We start from the raw sequence: 19,877 nt of genomic DNA on the forward strand, positions 1-19,877 counted from the left end.
CCCTTTCCAGATATCAATCCCTCTTTATATATGAAACGTCTAAATCTGTAAGTCCTTAATGTTGAGTAATTCAAGGGATTGGATTTTGGCATTATAGATAAATGAGAATTATAAAAAGGAAGGAGAAAGATTATGAAGAAGAATTTTAAACGCTGGCTTGCTCTTCTTTTAGCGGTTGCTATGGTAGCAACAAGTGCCGTGTATTCGTCTGGAAATTCACTGAAAGCTACCGGTGATCCGGAGAATGTAGAGCAGAGTGACCAGCAGAGCGAGCCTCAGACCGTGGATGAGGGAATGGGCAGCGCTGATGCAGGTATGCGTGATTCGGATGCAGGGACCCAGGAAACTGGCGAGACCGACTCAAAACAGGTGATCGAACTGGAAAAACCACAGGGCGATCAAGAGGCTGCAAAGCAGGAAACAGAGAATTCTGATCAGAAGGCGGATGCTATATCCGATGCAGAACAGACTGGGGGAGCTGACCAGGTATCAGGGACAGAGCAGAAGAATGCTTCTGAACCGGCCGAAGAAGCGCAGGTAGAGCCTGAAGTACAGAAATACAGTGTTGTGTTTCACAGTCCTGCCGTGGATGGGGGCAGCTTAAGTGTTTGGGCAGACGGAAACGAAAAACAAAGTATTTCATACGGCAGTGGAAATTATACAGAAGAAATTACAGAGGGCACTCTGTTAAATTTCCAGATAACTGTTCATGATAAATATACGCTTGAAGGAGTGACAGATCAGAATGGAACAGCAATCGCTCCTGTCTCTTCAGAAGGAAATGTTTATACTTATCAGGTTACCGTTTCAGGAAATCTAGAAATAAACACTTTATATAAGGAAGAAACTCAAAAAGAAGAGGCACAGCAGGAGGATGCACAAAAAACGGAAAAGAAATCAAAGATTTCTTCCAGCAGTACAAAGAGTGTAAGTCCTCTCAGCATCTCCGGCCAGCAGTCCATGTATGTTGGCGACACTCAGACTTTAGCGGGAGAAGGCAGCTGGGGAAGAAGCCATAACTGGAGTGCCAGCGGCAGCGGTAGTGTTACAATTGATGCTGACGGATCTAATGCCAGCATTACAGCAACCAAAGCTGGTAATGTAACAATAACCCACACGTATAAGTGGTTCGGTAGCCAAACAGAGACGTTCAATCTTGTGATTTACGACAAGGTCCCACTGACGGGGATTACGATTGCCGGAGAAGACAGCGTAAATATTGGCGCTTCGAAGACATTAAGTATCACACCGACGCCGGCAGATACAACGGACAAAACCACAGTTACATGGTCTTCAAGTAATGAAAAGGCAGCATCTGTTGATAAAAACGGCGTTGTTACAGGTATCGCTGAGGGCGAGACGGTTATTACCGCAGTATCAACAGTGGATAAGAACATTAAGGCATCAAAGACGATCCATGTGCTTCGGATTCCTATGACGGGAATTCAGATTCATGGCGAAGATACGGTGAATTCTGGAGATACATTGCAGTTAAGCGCAGAGTGCCTGCCTAAAAATACGACAGATGACAAGAAGGTGGTATGGACATCTGCAGATGAAGAGGTTGCTTCTGTTGACAGCAATGGACTGGTCACGGCAAAGCGGGGCGGTTCAGTTGAGATTACTGCTTCATGCGGAGAATTTAGTGACAAACTTGAGATCAGGATTACACAGGAAGTTACAAAAGTCGAAGTTGTCCTTGATACTGATAAGTTGATTATGGGAACGGCAACGAAGGCAACCGCAAAAGTGAATCCTTCCGATGCCACAGACAAAATCGTCACTTGGAGTTCTGACAACGAAGAGGTAGCAGTTGTTGATGAGGATGGAAATATCAGCACAGTGGGCAAAGGGACTGCCAACATCATTGCAACAGCATCCAATGGGATTGAGGGTTCTGCAAAGTTAATCGTGGAGCAGGCATCCGTGAGTGTTACCGCTGATTATCTGAATCCTGTAATCGGAGATAAGGTTCAGGCAAAGGCAGAAGTAAAACCGGAGTGGCTGACGGAGCAGATGAAAGAGCTGCAATGGTCTTCCAGCAATGAAGAGGTTGCAGATGTCAGTGCAGAAGGTCTCATTACAACGAAAGCTGTCGGTAAGGCGGAGATTACGGCTTCATTAAAAGAGAATCCAGAGATCAGCGCATCTATAGAGATTACAGTGCACGACCCGGCAGTGATATCTTCTCACACACTGTCTGTAGAGTTTGTATATCAAAGCGGTGGAAGAGTTCAGTCCACCTTCCGTGCACAATATGTGACTGGTGAGAAATATGAAGTAACGATTCCGGCAAAACAGGGATATACAACATACATGCAGGAATCTGACGGATCACTGGGACAGGAAGTGTCAGGTACGCTGACGGACAATATTTACGAAAATCAGAATCTTGTGGTTGTTTATGTACCGGACAGTGTAGAATATCAGGTAACCCACCGGTTCGAACAGACTGATGGAAGTTATAAAGAAGAGATCGAGAAAAAAACAGGTTATGTCGGTGAGGATACACAGGCAGAAGCAAAAGACTTAGAGGCATATATACCGTCTGAATTTGAGAATGTTGAGATCGGCGGAGACCGTGATATTAATATCACTATTACCTATAAGCTGTCAGAATATACCGTAAGGTTCAATACAAATGGCGGAAGCTATGCTGCCACACAATATCTGAAACATGGTGAAAGTATTAATGTAGATAATTATAAACCGACAAAAGAAGGTTATAATTTCTCCGGCTGGTACAATGATTCGGAATTTTCCGATCGGGTGGCCGGTGAGCAGGTGATTAAACAGGATCGCACGTTCTACGCAAAATGGACTGCCATAGATGTAAATTATACCATCTCTTATTGGCTTGAAAATGCTGATGATACTGATTACAGCTACAGCAAATCCGTTACTGCAACAGCGAAAGCAGGAACAGAGCTGACAGTAACGGCTAATCAGGCGGGAACCATTGACTACTTTACGTTTAAGAATTCCGAAACGAAAACCATAGCAGCCAATGGATCCACAATCATTAACGTTTATTATAGTAGGAATACGTATACATTAACATTCTATGATAATAGAAAGCAGGTCTATTCGGCAACGAAAAAGTACAATGCAGATATTTCCAAGATGCTCCCCTTTGATTCAAAATATGAAGGCCGGGCATGGGAAGCAACCTCTTATTATGATTATGCACTGCAGACTCTGGATCGGATGCCTGCGCAGAATATCAAGTTTAATCTGTACAATAAGTCATCCGACCAATATAAAACCATATATTATTATGGCGAGAATGTAGACGGAAACGGGTATTCACTCATTAAATCCGTCGGCACCTATTTTAATTACATTACATATGAAGAAGAGTATCATCCGATACAGGGTTATGTGAGAAGGGACAGCGGATGGAAGAGTAAAGACTTTTCATATGACCGGAATAAGAAGGAGTATTATGTAAATCTGTACTATGACAGGGCGTCCTATGATCTAACGTTCTATAACTATAATGGTATAGAGAAAACACAGCCTGTTACATTTGGCGTCTCCTTGGAATCCTATAACCATGAACCTGCCAGACCGGCGAATTTACCGGAATATTATACATTCCAGGGATGGTATACTTCGGAAGACTGTACGGATGGATCAGAGGTTGACTGGAGTTCCACGATGCCTTTCAATGATTTAATGGTCTATGCGAAATGGGCAGCCGGAGAGTATACAGTAGATTTCGATACACAAGGCGGCAGTTCCGTCGCTTCCCAGACAGTGCCAGCGGGCAATACGGTAATGCAGCCATCTGATCCTGAGCGTGAAGGATACAAGTTTGAGGGTTGGTATACATCAAAGGATTACAGCGAACGTTTTGACTTTGGAAAACCAATCGAAAAAAAGACCACAGTTTATGCAAAGTGGAAACAGATTACAACAACCACATATACGATCAAGTATATAGATGACCGCGATGGCAGTGAATTATTTGGCTCTGTTATAAAAGGCGGCAAGGTTGGAGATACTGTCTATGCATATCCAAAGGCACATGATGAGTTAGTTCCGACAAAGGCCAGTGCATCCCTCGAATTATCCTGGGATAGCAAAAAGAATGTGATTGAATTCCATTATTCAATTCCGTCAGATGTGTATTATAAAGTACAGTATCTGGATGCGGAAACAGGAGAAGCTTTAATTACCGAAAAAATTGAAAAGATCAGTGCTAACCGTGTGGTGGAGACAGCACCTGTGGTTGAGGGATACGAAGCAGATTCTGTAAGAAAATCTTTAAATCTTGCAAATGAAACAAGTGAAGCAGATATTAAAGAGAACGTGATCACATTCCAGTATACGGTTATTAAGAATCCGATTGCCTCCAGTGTGGTAAATGGCACGATCCAGCCTTCCGGTACGACAGAAGTAAAATGGGGAGGCAGCCAGACGTATACGTATGAGCCATCCTCAGGATTCGTATTAAAGAGCGTGATTGTGGATGGGCAGGATGTTACGGCATCGAATCCGGGCAGCTACACCTTCAACAATGTGACTGCGCCGCACAATATTAAGGTTACCTATCAGGTAGATTTCAGCGGGTTTGCAGTTAGCGGAATCGAAAAGGAATATGACGGAAACTCCTATCATATCGGTTTCACCGGAACCACCTATCCAACAGATCAGATCGAATACTGGTATAACGGAAAACTCCAGATGGGCAATCCAAGCTTTACGAATGCTGGAGAGTATCCGGTAACCGTGAAGGTAAAAAGAGGCAGTGATGTGTGGCAGGATACAGCCACAGTTAAGATCACAAAAAGAACAGCTAATATCACAGTAGACGACAAAGAGAAATTCTTTGATGAGGCAGATCCGGCATTGACAGGTAAGATTGAGAATCTTGTAGATGCGGGAGATTTGGGTACTGTTACTTATAAGAGAAGCAACACGGACGAAGCGGTTGGAATCTATAGGGAAGTATTAATTGCAGAGTATACTGATAATTCCAATTATATCGTGACTGTAAACCGGGGGGATTTTGAGATTAAGACGGCGAAAGTCGAAGGAGCAAGTCTTACAGCATCCGGCGGCAGTTGGCCCTATGACGGAACAGCACACGGAGCAGAAGCAGCGGTTCAGGGAGCTGAAGGATATACTGTCTATTATAAAGTAGAAGGCGGAGACTGGAGCGAAGACGCGCCGACCGTAAAAGATGTAGCAGACGGCAAGAAGACAGTCAGTGTAAAAGCAACCAGAAGCGGTTACGAAGATCTGACTGCTGAAGACGTTACAATAGAGATTACGGCAAAACCGGTGACCATTGAAGTAAGCAATGCATGGAAATACTTCGATGACCCGGATCCGGCATTTACCGGAACTGTAGGGGAACTTGTAGCAGCCGGTGATCTTGGTGAAGTAACATATAAGAGAACGAATACAGACGAGAAGGTGCAGGTATATAACGATGTACTAACAGCGGAATATACAGCAAATACGAATTACCAGGTAACCGTACTTCCGGGTGACTTCGAAATCAAAACGGCAAGTATTCAGGGAGCTTCTCTGAGAGCAGAAGGCGGCAGCTGGCCTTATGATGGGTATGCACATGCAGCACAGGCGGCAGTTAGCGGGGCAGACGGATACAAGATCTTATATTATACAGAAGGTGGCACATGGTCTGAAGATTCACCGACTGTTACAAACGTAGCGGATGGAACAAAGTCAGTCAGCGTAAAGGCAGTCAGAGAAGGATATGAAGATCTGACGACCAATAACGTGACAATCCAGATCACACCGAGAGATGCAGTAATCACAGTAAAAGATGCATGGAAATACTTCGATGATCCGGATCCGGCATTTGAAGGAAGTGTATCGAATCTTGTAGCAGCAGGCGATCTGGGAGACATCAGCTACAGCAGAACCAATAAGGATGAAGATGTAGATATCTATAAAGAAGTTCTGACAGCAGATTATACTCCGAACACGAATTATAATGTAGATATCGTCAAAGGTGATTTTGAAATCAAAACCGCAACGATTACAGGAGCAGAACTCAAAGCATCCGGCGGAAGCTGGGAATATGACGGAGCGGCTCATGCGGCAAGCGCAGTGGTAAATGGAGCTGACGGCTACCAGATTTACTATAAAGCAGACGGCGGAAAATGGACCAAAGAAGCGCCCAGTGTTACAAATGTAGCAGACGGTGTGAAGACAGTCAGTGTAAAAGCAACCAGAACGGGGTATACAGACCTGACAGCTGAAGATGTAACGATTCAGATTACCGCAAAACCAGTGACAATTACCGTGAACGACAGCTGGAAATATTTTGACCAGCCGGATCCGGACTTTAGCGGAACCGTAGGCAAACTAATAGCAGCAGGCGATCTTGGGGAAGTAAGTTACAGAAGAACGAACAGCGATGAAGCAGTAAATTTCTATGCGGACGTACTGACTGCAGATTATGAAGCAAATACCAACTATGCAGTCACCGTGGAGCCGGGCGATTTTGAAATTAAAACAGCCAGCATTGAAGGTGCAGAACTTAAGGCAAAAGGCGGTAGCTGGACATATGATGGAACAGCACATGAAGCGGAGGGGCAGGTCAAAGGCGCAGAAGGATATACTGTATACTACAAAACTGGAAACAGCGGCTGGACTACGGAAGCACCAAGCGTAACCGATGTGGCAGACGGTGTGAAGGCAGTCAGTGTGAAAGCAACCCGAACCGGATATCAGGATCTTACTGCACAGGATGTGACGATCCAGATTACACCAAGGGATGCAACCATCACAGTAGAAGATGCATGGAAATACTTTGATAAACAGGATCCTACATTTAAGGGGAAAGTAGAGAACCTGATTGCGGAGGGTGATCTTGGAGAAGTAAGCTATAGCAGAATCAACGCCGCTGAGGCAGTGGGAACTTATGAGGAGGTTCTGACAGCACAGTATGAAGAAAACACGAACTATCACGTAACAGTAGTGCCAGGTGACTTTGAAATTAAGACCGCTAAGATAGAAGGTGCATATCTGGAAGCAGCCGGTGGAAGCTGGAATTACGACGGAGATGCCCATAAGGCAAGTGCAGAAGTTAAAGGCGCCACAGGTTATAAGATTTACTATAAAGTTGGTAGTGGTGAATGGTCAGAAGAGATTCCAAGTGTAACTAATGTATCTGAGGGGATCAAGACAGTCAGTGTGAAGGCAACCAGAACCGGCTATGAAGATTTAACAGCTGAAAATGTTACCATTACCATTACACCAAGGCCGGTTACAATAACGGTGGAAGACAGCTGGAAATACTTTGATGCAGTAGATCCGGAATTTAAGGGTGCGGCAGATGATCTGATAAAAGCAGATGATTTGGGAACCATCAGCTTCAAAAGAACCAATACGGATGAAGCAGTGGGAACCTATACGGATGTACTAACAGCAGATTATGAAGCAAATACCAACTATGATGTAACAGTAGCTAAGGGAGATTTTGAAATTAAGACGGCTACCATCGAAGGTGCTAAACTTGAGGCCGCCGGTGGAAGCTGGACGTATAATGGAAGTGCCCGCAGTGCAGCGGCAGAGGTGAAAGGCGCTACAGGCTACACCATTTACTACAAGACCGGAGACGGCGGCTGGTCGACAAATGTACCGAGCGTGACAAATGTAGCGGATGGAGTTAAGACAGTCAGCGTGAAAGCAACCAGAACCGGTTATACAGACTTGGTTACAAAAGATGTGACGATTCAGATTACACCGAAAGATGCAGAAATCAAAGTTACAGGGAGCTGGAAATATTTTGATGACCCGGATCCGGCATTTTCAGGAACCGTGACCGGCCTGGTCGCAACAAATGATCTGGGTACAATTTCCTATCGCAGGACCAATGCAGATGAGGCAGTCGGAACATATTTGAAAGTACTGACAGCTGATTATGAGGCGAACTCCAACTATAATGTAACGGTTGTTCCGGGTGATTTCGAAATTAAGACAGCCAGCATAAAGGATGCAAAACTGGAAGCAGCCGGCGGCAGCTGGGAATATGATGGCGCGGCGCATTCTGCACAGGCAGAAGTTCTTGGAGCAGAAGGCTATACAATCTATTACAAGGTTGGGAATGGAGATTGGTCAGATAAGGCTCCAAGCGTGACAAATGTAGCAGACGGCGTAAAGACGGTCAGTGTAAAAGCAACCAGAACCGGATATGCAGATCTGGCAGCTGAGGATGTTACGATTCAGATTACTGCAAAGCCAGTGACAATCACTGTGAATAACAACTGGAAATATTTTGACCAACCGGATCCGGACTTTAGCGGAACGGTAGGCGAGCTGGTAGCAGCAGGAGATCTTGGAGAAGTAAGCTACAGAAGAACAAACAACGATGAGGCGGTAAATACCTATCCGGATGTACTGACCGCAGATTATGAAGCGAACCCCAACTATGCAGTGACGGTAGAGACAGGCGATTTTGAAATCAGGACGGCCAGCATAGAGGGAGCAGAGCTGAATGCGGAAGGCGGAAGCTGGATCTATGACGGAACAGCGCATGAAGCAGCCGCAGTGGTAACAGGAGCGGAAGGTTATACCGTATACTATAAGGCGGGGGATGCAGACTGGACCACAGAAGCGCCGAGCGTAAAAGATGTAGCGGACGGCGTGAAGACAGTCAGTGTAAAAGCAACCAGGACGGGATATGCAGATCTGACAGCGGAAGATGTTACGATTCAGATCACTGCAAAACCAGTGACAATTACTGTGAATGACAACTGGAAATATTTTGACCAGCCAGATCCAGATTTTAGCGGAACGGTAGGCGAGCTGGTTACAGCAGGAGATCTTGGAGAAGTAAGCTACAGAAGAACGAATGCAGCGGAAGGCGTAGGAACTTATGTGGATGTACTGACCGCGGATTATGAAGCAAACCCCAACTATGCAGTGACGGTAGAGACCGGCGATTTCGAGATCAAAACAGCGAGTGTGGAAGGAGCGTATCTGGAAGCATCCGGCGGAAGCTGGCCCTATGACGGAACAGCCCATGAAGCATCTGCAGTGGTCAAAGGAGCAGACGGCTATACGGTATACTATAAAGTGGGAGATGCAGACTGGACCACAGAAGCGCCAAGTGTAACGAATGTGGCAGACGGCGTGAAGACAGTCAGTGTGAAAGCAACCAGAACGGGATATGCAGATCTGACAGCTGAGGATGTAACGCTTGAGATCACCGCAAAACCAGTGACAATTACTGTGAATGACAACTGGAAATACTTTGACCAGCCGGATCCAGACTTTAGCGGAACGGTAGGCGAGCTGGTTACAGCAGGAGATCTTGGAGAAGTAAGCTACAGAAGAACAAACAGCGATGAAGCTGTAGATACCTATGTGGATGTACTGACCGCAGACTATGAAGCGAACCCCAACTATGCAGTGACGGTAGAGACGGGCGATTTTGAAATCAGGACGGCCAGCATAGAAGGAGCAGAGCTGAATGCCGAAGGCGGAAGCTGGATCTATGACGGTACAGCGCACGAAGCAGCCGCAGTGGTAACAGGAGCGGAAGGCTATACCGTATATTATAAGGCAGGGGATGCAGACTGGACTACAGAAGCGCCAAGTGTAACGAATGTGGCAGACGGCGTAAAGACAGTCAGTGTGAAAGCAACCAGAACGGGATATGCAGACCTGACAGCAGACAATGTAACGATTCAGATTACTGCAAAACCAGTGACAATTATCGTGAATGACAACTGGAAATATTTTGACCAGCCGGATCCAGACTTTAGCGGAACGGTAGGCGAGCTGGTAGCAGCAGGGGATCTTGGAGAAGTAAGCTACAGAAGAACAAACAGCGATGAAGCTGTAGATACCTATTTGAATGTGCTGACCGCAGATTATGAAGCGAATCCCAACTATGCAGTGACGGTAGAGACAGGCGATTTTGAAATCAGGACGGCCAGCATAGAAGGAGCAGAGCTGAATGCGGAAGGCGGAAGCTGGATCTATGACGGAACAGCGCATGAAGCAGCCGCAGTGGTAACAGGAGCAGAAGGTTATACCGTATACTATAAGGCGGGGGATGCAGACTGGACCACAGAAGCGCCGAGCGTAAAAGATGTAGCGGACGGCGTGAAGACAGTCAGTGTAAAAGCAACCAGAACGGGATATGCAGATCTGACAGCAGACAATGTAACGATTCAGATTACTGCAAAACCAGTGACAATTACTGTGAATGACAACTGGAAATACTTTGACCAGCCGGATCCAGACTTTAGCGGAACGGTAGGCGAGCTGGTAGCAGCAGGAGATCTTGGAGAAGTAAGCTACAGAAGAACAAACAACGATGAGGCGGTAAATACCTATCCGGATGTACTGACCGCAGATTATGAAGCGAACCCCAACTATGCAGTGACGGTAGAGACAGGCGATTTTGAAATCAGGACGGCCAGCATAGAGGGAGCAGAGCTGAATGCGGAAGGCGGAAGCTGGATCTATGACGGAACAGCGCATGAAGCAGCCGCAGTGGTAACAGGAGCGGAAGGTTATACCGTATACTATAAGGCGGGGGATGCAGACTGGACCACAGAAGCGCCGAGCGTAAAAGATGTAGCGGACGGCGTGAAGACAGTCAGTGTAAAAGCAACCAGGACGGGATATGCAGATCTGACAGCGGAAGATGTTACGATTCAGATCACTGCAAAACCAGTGACAATTACTGTGAATGACAACTGGAAATATTTTGACCAGCCAGATCCAGATTTTAGCGGAACGGTAGGCGAGCTGGTTACAGCAGGAGATCTTGGAGAAGTAAGCTACAGAAGAACGAATGCAGCGGAAGGCGTAGGAACTTATGTGGATGTACTGACCGCGGATTATGAAGCAAACCCCAACTATGCAGTGACGGTAGAGACCGGCGATTTCGAGATCAAAACAGCGAGTGTGGAAGGAGCGTATCTGGAAGCATCCGGCGGAAGCTGGCCCTATGACGGAACAGCCCATGAAGCATCTGCAGTGGTCAAAGGAGCAGACGGCTATACGGTATACTATAAAGTGGGAGATGCAGACTGGACCACAGAAGCGCCAAGTGTAACGAATGTGGCAGACGGCGTGAAGACAGTCAGTGTGAAAGCAACCAGAACGGGATATGCAGATCTGACAGCTGAGGATGTAACGCTTGAGATCACCGCAAAACCAGTGACAATTACTGTGAATGACAACTGGAAATACTTTGACCAGCCGGATCCAGACTTTAGCGGAACGGTAGGCGAGCTGGTTACAGCAGGAGATCTTGGAGAAGTAAGCTACAGAAGAACAAACAGCGATGAAGCTGTAGATACCTATGTGGATGTATTGACCGCAGACTATGAAGCGAACCCCAACTATGCAGTGACAGTAGAGACGGGCGATTTTGAAATCAGGACGGCCAGCATAGAAGGAGCAGAGCTGAATGCGGAAGGCGGAAGCTGGATCTATGACGGAACAGCGCACGAAGCAGCCGCAGTGGTAACAGGAGCGGAAGGCTATACCGTATACTATAAGGCAGGGGATGCAGACTGGACCACAGAAGCGCCAAGTGTAACGAATGTGGCAGACGGCGTAAAGACAGTCAGTGTGAAAGCAACCAGAACAGGATATGCAGATCTGACAGCTGAGGATGTAACGCTTGAGATCACCGCAAAGCCAGTGACAATTACCGTGAATGACAACTGGAAATATTTTGACCAGCCGGATCCAGACTTTAGCGGAACGGTAGGCGAGCTGGTAGCAGCAGGGGATCTTGGAGAAGTAAGCTACAGAAGAACAAACAGCGATGAAGCTGTAGATACCTATTTGGATGTGCTGACTGCAGATTATGAAGCGAATCCCAACTATGCAGTAACGGTAGAGACAGGCGATTTTGAAATCAGGACGGCCAGCATAGAAGGAGCAGAGCTGAATGCGGAAGGCGGAAGCTGGATCTATGACGGAACAGCGCATGAAGCAGCCGCAGTGGTAACAGGAGCAGAAGGTTATACCGTATACTATAAGGCGGGGGATGCAGACTGGACCACAGAAGCGCCGAGCGTAAAAGATGTAGCGGACGGCGTGAAGACAGTTAGTGTAAAGGCAACCAGAACGGGATATGCAGATCTGACAGCAGACAATGTAACGATTCAGATTACTGCAAAACCAGTGACAATTACTGTGAATGACAACTGGAAATACTTTGACCAGCCGGATCCAGACTTTAGCGGAACGGTAGGCGAGCTGGTTACAGCAGGAGATCTTGGAGAAATAAGCTACAGAAGAACGAATGCAGCGGAAGGTGTAGGAACTTATGTGGATGTATTGACCGCAGATTATGAAGCAAACCCCAACTATGCAGTGACGGTAGAGGCCGGCGATTTTGAGATCAAAACAGCAAGTGTGGAAGGAGCGTATCTGGAAGCGTCCGGCGGAAGCTGGCCCTATGACGGAGCAGCCCATGAAGCATCTGCAGTGGTCAAGGGAGCAAAAGGCTATACGGTATACTATAAGGTGGGAGATGCAGACTGGACCACAGAAGCGCCAAGTGTAACAAATGTAGCAGACGGAGTGAAGACAGTCAGTGTAAAAGCGACTAGAACAGGTTATGATGATCTGAAAGCAGAAAATGTAACGATTGAGATTACAGCCAGACCAGCTACCATTACAGTGGATGATGATTGGAAATATTTTGACCAGCCAGATCCTATATTTACCGGAACAATAGAGAACTTAATTGCAGAAGACGATCTTGGAGAAGTGGTTTACAGCAGAACGAATGCTGACGAAGATGTAAACATCTATCAGGATGTGCTGACCGCAGATTATGAAGAGAATACAAACTATTCTGTAACGGTAATTCCGGGTGACTTCGAGATTAAGACGGCGACTATTAAGGATGCAAAAGTAACGGCGGAAGGCGGAAGCTGGAAGTATGATGGTCAGGCTCATGCTGCAAGTGCTGAGGTAATCGGCGCAGACGGCTACACTATATACTACAAGACAGCAGCAAATGACTGGTCAACAAAAGTACCAAGTGTAACAAACGTATCGGAAGGAACCGTAACAGTAAGCGTTAAGGCTTTACGGGAAGGCTATACAACTCTGACCGCTGAGGATGTTACGATTCAGATTGTGGCAAGACCGATCACAATTACAGCGGCAAGCGCTGAGAAGTCCTTTGATAATACTGCATTGGTGAAAGCAGTCAGCACAGTAGGCCTGGGACAGTTATTACCGATACACAAATATACGGCAACTGTAGAAGGCAGTCAGACATTTGTGGGAACAAGCGACAATGTTGTAAGAGACGCTAAGATTTATACTCTGGCCGGAGAAAAAGATGTAACAAGCAATTATGATATTACTTACGTAAAGGGTACTTTGACTGTAACAGATGAGGATGTCGATGTTGATGACGTAGTAACAAAGACTCATGACGGAGAGAAGACCTATAAATATGGCGATACGATCACCTTTGATATCTCAGTTAAGAATATCTATGATGAGGCTAAGACAATTACAATCGTAGAGCAGGATGGAGTCACAATCACAGGAAATGATAAATTTGTGAATGTAGCATCGGGTGATGTAGTAACAACAACAGCAACTTACAAAGTAACAGAGGAAGATATCCTGAACGGAAGTTTCACAAACACCGTTACCGCGAAGTTCTCAGACGAAAATAAAGACTACGAGAAAGATGACACGGTTATCAAATTCGAAGATCCGAAGGGACATTTAACTGTAACAAAAGAAACAACAAGCAAGCCTGCAAACGGCGAGACATATGCTCTTGGCGAGACAATCGTCTACAAAGTTGTGGCAGCTAACGACGGAAATCTGACGCTGAACAACGTGATAGTAAAAGATGAGCTGACCGGCGATGAATGGACGGTGGGAACTCTGCAGCCAGGTCAGAGCAGCGAAGCATTCAAGGCTGAGTATAAGGTAACAGAGGAAGATATCCTGAAGGGCATGGTATTGAATGAAGCTACAGCTATAGGTGAAAGCACGGATCCTGAGAATCCAAATCCAGAGATCGTACCTGGCAATACCGAAGACCCAACAGATAATCCGAAGGGACATCTGACCGTAACAAAAGAAACAACAAGTACACCGGCAAATGGTGAAACATACGCACTTGGCGAGACGATCACTTACAAGATCACAGCAGTCAATGACGGAAACCTGACGCTGAAGAATGTAGTTGTAACAGATGAACTGACAGGAGACGAATGGACCATCGACTCACTGAAACCGGGTGAGACCAGCGAAGCGTTTACAGCGAGCCACAAGGTAACACAGAAGGATATTCTGAAGGGCTCCGTAGTAAATGAAGCTACCGCAGCAGGCGAAAGCCCGGATCCGAACAAACCGGATCCAGGAGTAGACCCGGGAGAGACAGAGGATCCGACGGACAATCCGAACGGCCATCTGACCGTAACAAAAGAAACAACTAGTACACCAGAGAACGGAGCGGCATACGCTCTTGGAGAAACAATCACATACAAGATTGTGGCAGCAAATGACGGAAACCTGACCCTGAAAAATGTAGTGGTTACTGACGACCTGACCGGAGATGAATGGACAATTGATTCCTTGAAACCGGGAGAAAGCAGCGAAGTATTTACCGCAGAATACAAAGTAACAGAGCAGGATATCCTGAACGGAACTGTACTCAACGTAGCAACCGCTAAGGGAGAAAGCCCAGATCCTGAAAAACCGGATCCGGGAGTAGACCCAGGCGAGAAGGAAGAGCCGACAGTAACACCGCAGCCGAGTCTGTTTGTAGAAAAGACAGCAACTGCAGGGCCGGAAGGCGGATTCAACCTTGGAGAGACAGTACCTTACACAATCAAAGTTGTAAACAACGGTAACGTAACAATCAGCGACATTACAGTAAATGATGAGCTGACGGGAGGCCAGTGGACAATTGACAGCCTTGAGCCAAACGGAACGCAGGAGTTTACGACAGAATATGTTATAACAGAAGGCGACATCCTGGCAGGCCAGGTAGTCAACGTCGCAACGGCGGGCGGTACGGCTCCGGATGGAAGTGAAGTAACAGGGGATGGAACTGAGACCATTGAAACAGAGAATTCCAATCCGCACCTGAGCATTTCCAAAGAGACAACAAGTACACCGGCAAACGGTGAGACATACGCGCTTGGTGAGACCATAACCTATCGCATTGTAGCAGTAAATGACGGCAATTTGACCCTGACGAATGTAGTGGTAAGAGATGAGTTGACCGGAGACGAGTGGACGATAGAATCTCTTGCACCGGGAGCAAGCAGCGAAGCATTTACCGCGGAACACACAGTAACTACAGAGGATATCCAGAAAGGTTCAGTTCTCAACGTGGCAACAGCCGGCGGCGAGACTCCGGATCCAGAAAAACCAGATCCAGGAGTGGACCCGGGAGAGAAAGAAGACCCGACAGATGATCCGAACCCAAGCGTAGCAGTGGCTAAAGAAGTAACAAGCACGCCGGCAAATGGCGAGTCATATGCACTTGGCGAGACGATCAGTTACAGAGTAACCGTAACAAACGACGGCAATGTACCGGTTGAGAATATCAGGGTTGAGGATAGCCTGGTAAGCATCACAGAGAACACCATCGCGATACTTGCACCGGGTGAGAGCAGAGAATTCACATACGAATATACTGTAACAGAAGCAGATATCAGAAACGGCCAGGTTGTTAATACGGCAGCGGCATCCACTGATGATCCGGAAGGGCCGAAGGGAAGCGATGAAGTCGTAACACCGGCAGAGCCGGCAGATGCGGCATATACGGTGAATAAGACCATAGTGAACCCGCAGGATGAATACAAGGTTGGCGACACAATTCAGTATCAGATCGCGGTAAACAACACCGGAAATGTTACACTGCACAATGTAGTCGTAAGTGATAACCTTCAGGGGGCATCCGGCAGCGTAACATTTACAGACGCTGGTGATAATACTGTTGAAGGAAACAAAGTAACAATCAGAGAAATAAAAATTGGTGAAACAGTAGTACTGAACTGTGAATACCTGATCGTTAGAGAAGATGCAGGAGCTACCATCAGCAATATCGCAAGTGTAACAACAGATGAGACTGGTGAGACTCCACGTGAAGACGAGACAGAGGAAACACCGGTTGTAAATATCTACAGACTGACCATTCATTATGTAGATGCAGCCGGAACAGCGGTAGCACCGGATTATACCGGCGAATATGAGGTGGGTGCAGCATTCTCCATCGCATCACCGGCAGTTACAGGCTACACACCGAATTATGCAACCGTAAACAGCGGCGCGGATGGTATGCCTGCAGCAGATGTAGAAGTAACAGTAACCTACACAGCGAACCCGGTCATCGTACCAATCGTACCGCCGGTAACTCCGACGACTCCGGCAACACCAGTAACGCCAGTAACACCGGCAGCGGTAACGCCGACCACACCAACGGCAATCATACCACCGACACCGACACCTGCAGCACCGATTGACGCTGAATTAACTGAGAACGACGAAGGCGACTATGATTTAACACCAATCCAGGATGAGGAAACACCATTAGCAAAACAGAACCTCGATGACCACGCTTGCTGCATTCTCCACTTCTTACTGATGCTACTCGCACTGATTGTGCTGGCATTCTACACAAGAAGCATGAAGAAACGGCAGGCGAGAATCTTCGAACTAAGAGAAGAGCTTGAGCTTGAAATGGCCAGAAGAGGCTTAGGCGGAGAGGAAAAGGAAGATGACGCTGAATAATCAAAGCAGCGCAAGACCGAAAAGGAGGGAACCATATGTTGTATAATTTATATCAATTCATACACAACAGTTTAGGGTTATGCTTCTGGGATTTACCGGCGCTGCTGGTGGGAATCATCATGATAGTCGTATTCGCAGTGCATAAGCATAATCAGAAGAAACGTCAGAACAACTTCGAAGATGAGCTGGAAGAAAAGATGAAAGCAATCAAAGAAGGAACAGCGGGCGAGGAGCCTGCGCAGGCATAACAACAAAGGCTGTCGCCGCCGTATCCATCCGGCGGCGGGCAGCACAAAATGAGAAGGAGGAATCAATATGTCATATATCTTTTCACACACCGTGCTTGGTTTTTGCTGGTGGGATCTTCCTGCATTAATCGTTTTGATTGTTGTTATCGTTGGATTTGCGGTAAAACACCACAACATGAAAAAAGAGGAAAATGATCTGGAAGATCAGCTGTCCGAACTCTACACAAACGATACGGTAGAGATTGACAGTAAAGTATAATTAGTAAAAACAATAAAGCTCCTGGGAGTGACTTCCGGGGGCTTTTTTTAGAATATTCTGAAAACGGTACGCAAAGGGGTCAGACCCCTTTGCAATATTCCTGTTCCGAGGTATAATAGGGATATATAATTTAAGTAGAAAGCAGTGAATTCCATGTCAAAAAGAATATTAGGCAAATATGACGGTAAAAAGCAGAAGTGGCTGCATGATATTATCGAGATTATTATCATTTTCCTTGTTGTCTTTATCTTGTTCAATTTTATTATCGGTATATCGTTTGTAAAAGGAAAATCCATGTATCCAACGCTTCATAATAATGAGATTGCCTTTTATACCAGAATTATTCCGCATTTTGAGCGGGGGGATGTGCTGTCTGTTAGGATGCCCTCCGGGGATTATTATGTGAAGCGTGTCATTGCGGTAGGCGGTGATACGGTGGACATTAGGCAGGGGAAACTATATGTGAATGGCGAAGAGATGGAGGAACCCTACATCAACGGGGCAACAGAGAAGAAGATCGGCGGTGTCGAGTTTCCCTATACGGTAGAGGATGGTAAACTCTTTGTTATGGGAGATAATCGTGAGGAATCTATGGATTCCAGAGACTTCGGCGCTGTTATCAGAAAACAGATAAAGGGAAAAGTACTGCTGTACATAGGCAGAATCTCGTAAGGTGTATGGCGGATAATAGAGAATGAAAAAAGGCTTCACAGGAATGCTGGCAAACGGCGGCATTCCTGTGAAGTCTTTTTTGTAGAAACAGAATTCGAAATAAAAACACTTTCATTTAAAAAATAAAAAGAAATAAACACTTTTTAAATGTATATTTTTCTGTCAAAATTGTATTTTAATAATACAAAGGAAGGAGAAATATATGGCAGAAAAAACATGGATTAAAAAAGTGAAAGAATTTGAAAGGGACTTGATATTAAATGAGAAATCCCCCGCAACTGTAAAAAAATATTTAAAGGAGATTGAGAATCTGTTTTACTTTCTTGATGGTGGGGAAATTAGCAAGAACCGGCTGATAGAATATAGAGCTTCATTGCAGCGGGAATACAAAGCCCAGACAATTAATGTAAAGCTGTCGGCCATCAATGCATTTTTGGAGTTTTCAGGACTGTCTGACTGCCGGGTAAAATTTGTAAAAGTGCAGAAAAAGTCATTCATAGAGGAAAATAGGGAATTAAAAGAGGATGAATATAAGTCTTTGCTTATGTCCGCAAAAAAGAAAGGAAATATCCGGCTGTATCATATTCTTCTCACATTATGCGGGACAGGAATCCGGATCAGTGAATTAAGGTATATTACCGCAAATGCAGTGCTGCAGGGACGCGCAGAAATAAATATGAAAGGGAAGCACAGAGTCGTACTACTTCCAAACGAATTGAAGAATAGGCTGAAAGATTATATGAGCCTAAAAAATATCAGCCAGGGATGTGTGTTTATAACCAAAAATGGAAATCCAGTTGACCGCTCTAACATCTTTCATGAGATGAAGAGGCTGTCTGCTGCAGCTGGTGTAGAGAAACAAAAAGTATATCCGCACAATTTCCGGCATCTTTTCGCAAGAACTTTTTATGCGGTGGAAAAAAATCTTTCTCATCTTGCGGATATTCTGGGACATTCCTCGATTGAGACCACGAGGATCTATGTTGCATCCAGTTACAAAAACTTTGACAAGATACTGGACAAAATGCAGCTGATAATATAAAAAACCACAGAATCAATATTCTGTGGTGGCTGGAGGATCTAGATCTCACGGTTATTTCTTGATTCACCACGAAATCAATATTCTGTGGTAAATGAAATAAGTTTCTACATAAATTCAATTGCTTATATTATATATGAAAAATGACGAATATTCAATTATATTTTAAAAAAGCAATATATTTTTAACCTTTTTAATGCAGTCTGCTATTAATTAAAAATAGTATGTATCAGAAAAAGACCTGGTGTTTTTGTTTAAGACAGGTCTGATTAACTGCGCCCAAATTATGATATGAAAGTGCACTCATAAGATATTCCCAATATAAATTTCAAATATATTTTCTTATAAAATATCTTTCTCTACCACAGAATATTGATTCTGTGGTAATTATGTAAACAGTAAAAAAAGGAAGATTTCATATGGAGAAAAGATCCCACATCACAGCCCCGCTGAATATAAAATTTCGGGAGAAATCCATGCTGCCACTCTACGAGGAAGGCATAAAAAAGGAAATACCTTATACAGAACCCATCGTCGTATATTTGGCAGCTAAAAACATTGGAACCGGAGAGATCTACATGCCCGGCATTACAGAAATCACAGCGGACATGGACGGTTATATCATAATATATGGACGGAGCATGGGCTATGAACTGCATACATATAAGACACATAAGACAGCAGGGGAATTATTTATTGAGCTGGCGGCCCATGCCGGACAGGGATTATTTGGTTATGAGCCGTGGATCGAAGCGGTCAGGCAAGAGTTTTTTGAAGAGGCAGAAAATATGATCTCAGGCGGACAGGACTCGAACAAAGAATCATAATTAACTTCTTTTACGATGTGCCAGCGCAACAGTCCGGGCTTTTAAAAATTTTTTGCCGCAATATGCCGATACAGAGCAGAAAAAATTGGGAGGAGAAG

General features: G+C 45.4%; 6 protein-coding genes. All 6 read left to right on the forward strand.

Features of this window, described 5'->3' with window-relative positions:
* Positions 1-132 precede the first annotated feature (132 nt).
* The 6 genes from MWG26_RS00575 to MWG26_RS00600 all read left to right on the forward strand — a co-directional run bounded on the left by MWG26_RS00575 (position 133) and on the right by MWG26_RS00600 (position 19,779).
* Entirely contained in the window at positions 133-16,734 is a 16,602-nt protein-coding gene (locus MWG26_RS00575) for a DUF7507 domain-containing protein (RefSeq protein WP_240285591.1), read from the forward strand.
* A 35-nt stretch (positions 16,735-16,769) separates the two neighbouring features.
* Positions 16,770-16,982, forward strand: a complete 213-nt coding sequence (locus tag MWG26_RS00580) for a hypothetical protein (RefSeq protein WP_117441369.1) — start codon at positions 16,770-16,772, stop codon at positions 16,980-16,982.
* A 67-nt stretch (positions 16,983-17,049) separates the two neighbouring features.
* The gene (locus MWG26_RS00585) at positions 17,050-17,241 is read left to right on the forward strand and encodes a hypothetical protein (RefSeq protein ID WP_025653986.1); all 192 of its coding nucleotides are present in this window, start codon (positions 17,050-17,052) and stop codon (positions 17,239-17,241) included.
* Between the two features lie 153 nt (positions 17,242-17,394).
* Complete coding sequence (lepB, locus tag MWG26_RS00590) at positions 17,395-17,913, forward strand: signal peptidase I (RefSeq protein ID WP_117441368.1); 519 nt, start codon at positions 17,395-17,397, stop codon at positions 17,911-17,913.
* Between the two features lie 202 nt (positions 17,914-18,115).
* A complete protein-coding gene (locus MWG26_RS00595) occupies positions 18,116-18,955 on the forward strand; it encodes a tyrosine-type recombinase/integrase (protein ID WP_025653987.1) in 840 nt (279 codons plus the stop codon).
* Positions 18,956-19,371: 416 nt separating this feature from the next.
* Positions 19,372-19,779 carry a hypothetical protein gene (locus MWG26_RS00600; protein ID WP_025653988.1) on the forward strand — a complete coding sequence of 136 codons (408 nt, stop codon included), beginning with the start codon at positions 19,372-19,374 and terminating at the stop codon, positions 19,777-19,779.
* Positions 19,780-19,877: the final 98 nt, after the last annotated feature.

It is taken from the genome of Faecalicatena contorta, assembly GCF_022835095.1.
Classification (GTDB): domain Bacteria; phylum Bacillota; class Clostridia; order Lachnospirales; family Lachnospiraceae; genus Faecalicatena; species Faecalicatena contorta.

Excerpts from the sequence above, each read along its gene's own strand:
- MWG26_RS00575 (WP_240285591.1), top strand. The coding sequence starts at position 133 with ATGAAGAAGAATTTTAAACGCTGGCTTGCTCTTCTTTTAGCGGTTGCT.
- MWG26_RS00580 (WP_117441369.1), top strand. The coding sequence starts at position 16,770 with ATGTTGTATAATTTATATCAATTCATACACAACAGTTTAGGGTTATGC.
- MWG26_RS00585 (WP_025653986.1), top strand. The coding sequence starts at position 17,050 with ATGTCATATATCTTTTCACACACCGTGCTTGGTTTTTGCTGGTGGGAT.
- lepB (WP_117441368.1), top strand. The coding sequence starts at position 17,395 with ATGTCAAAAAGAATATTAGGCAAATATGACGGTAAAAAGCAGAAGTGG.
- MWG26_RS00595 (WP_025653987.1), top strand. The coding sequence starts at position 18,116 with ATGGCAGAAAAAACATGGATTAAAAAAGTGAAAGAATTTGAAAGGGAC.
- MWG26_RS00600 (WP_025653988.1), top strand. The coding sequence starts at position 19,372 with ATGGAGAAAAGATCCCACATCACAGCCCCGCTGAATATAAAATTTCGG.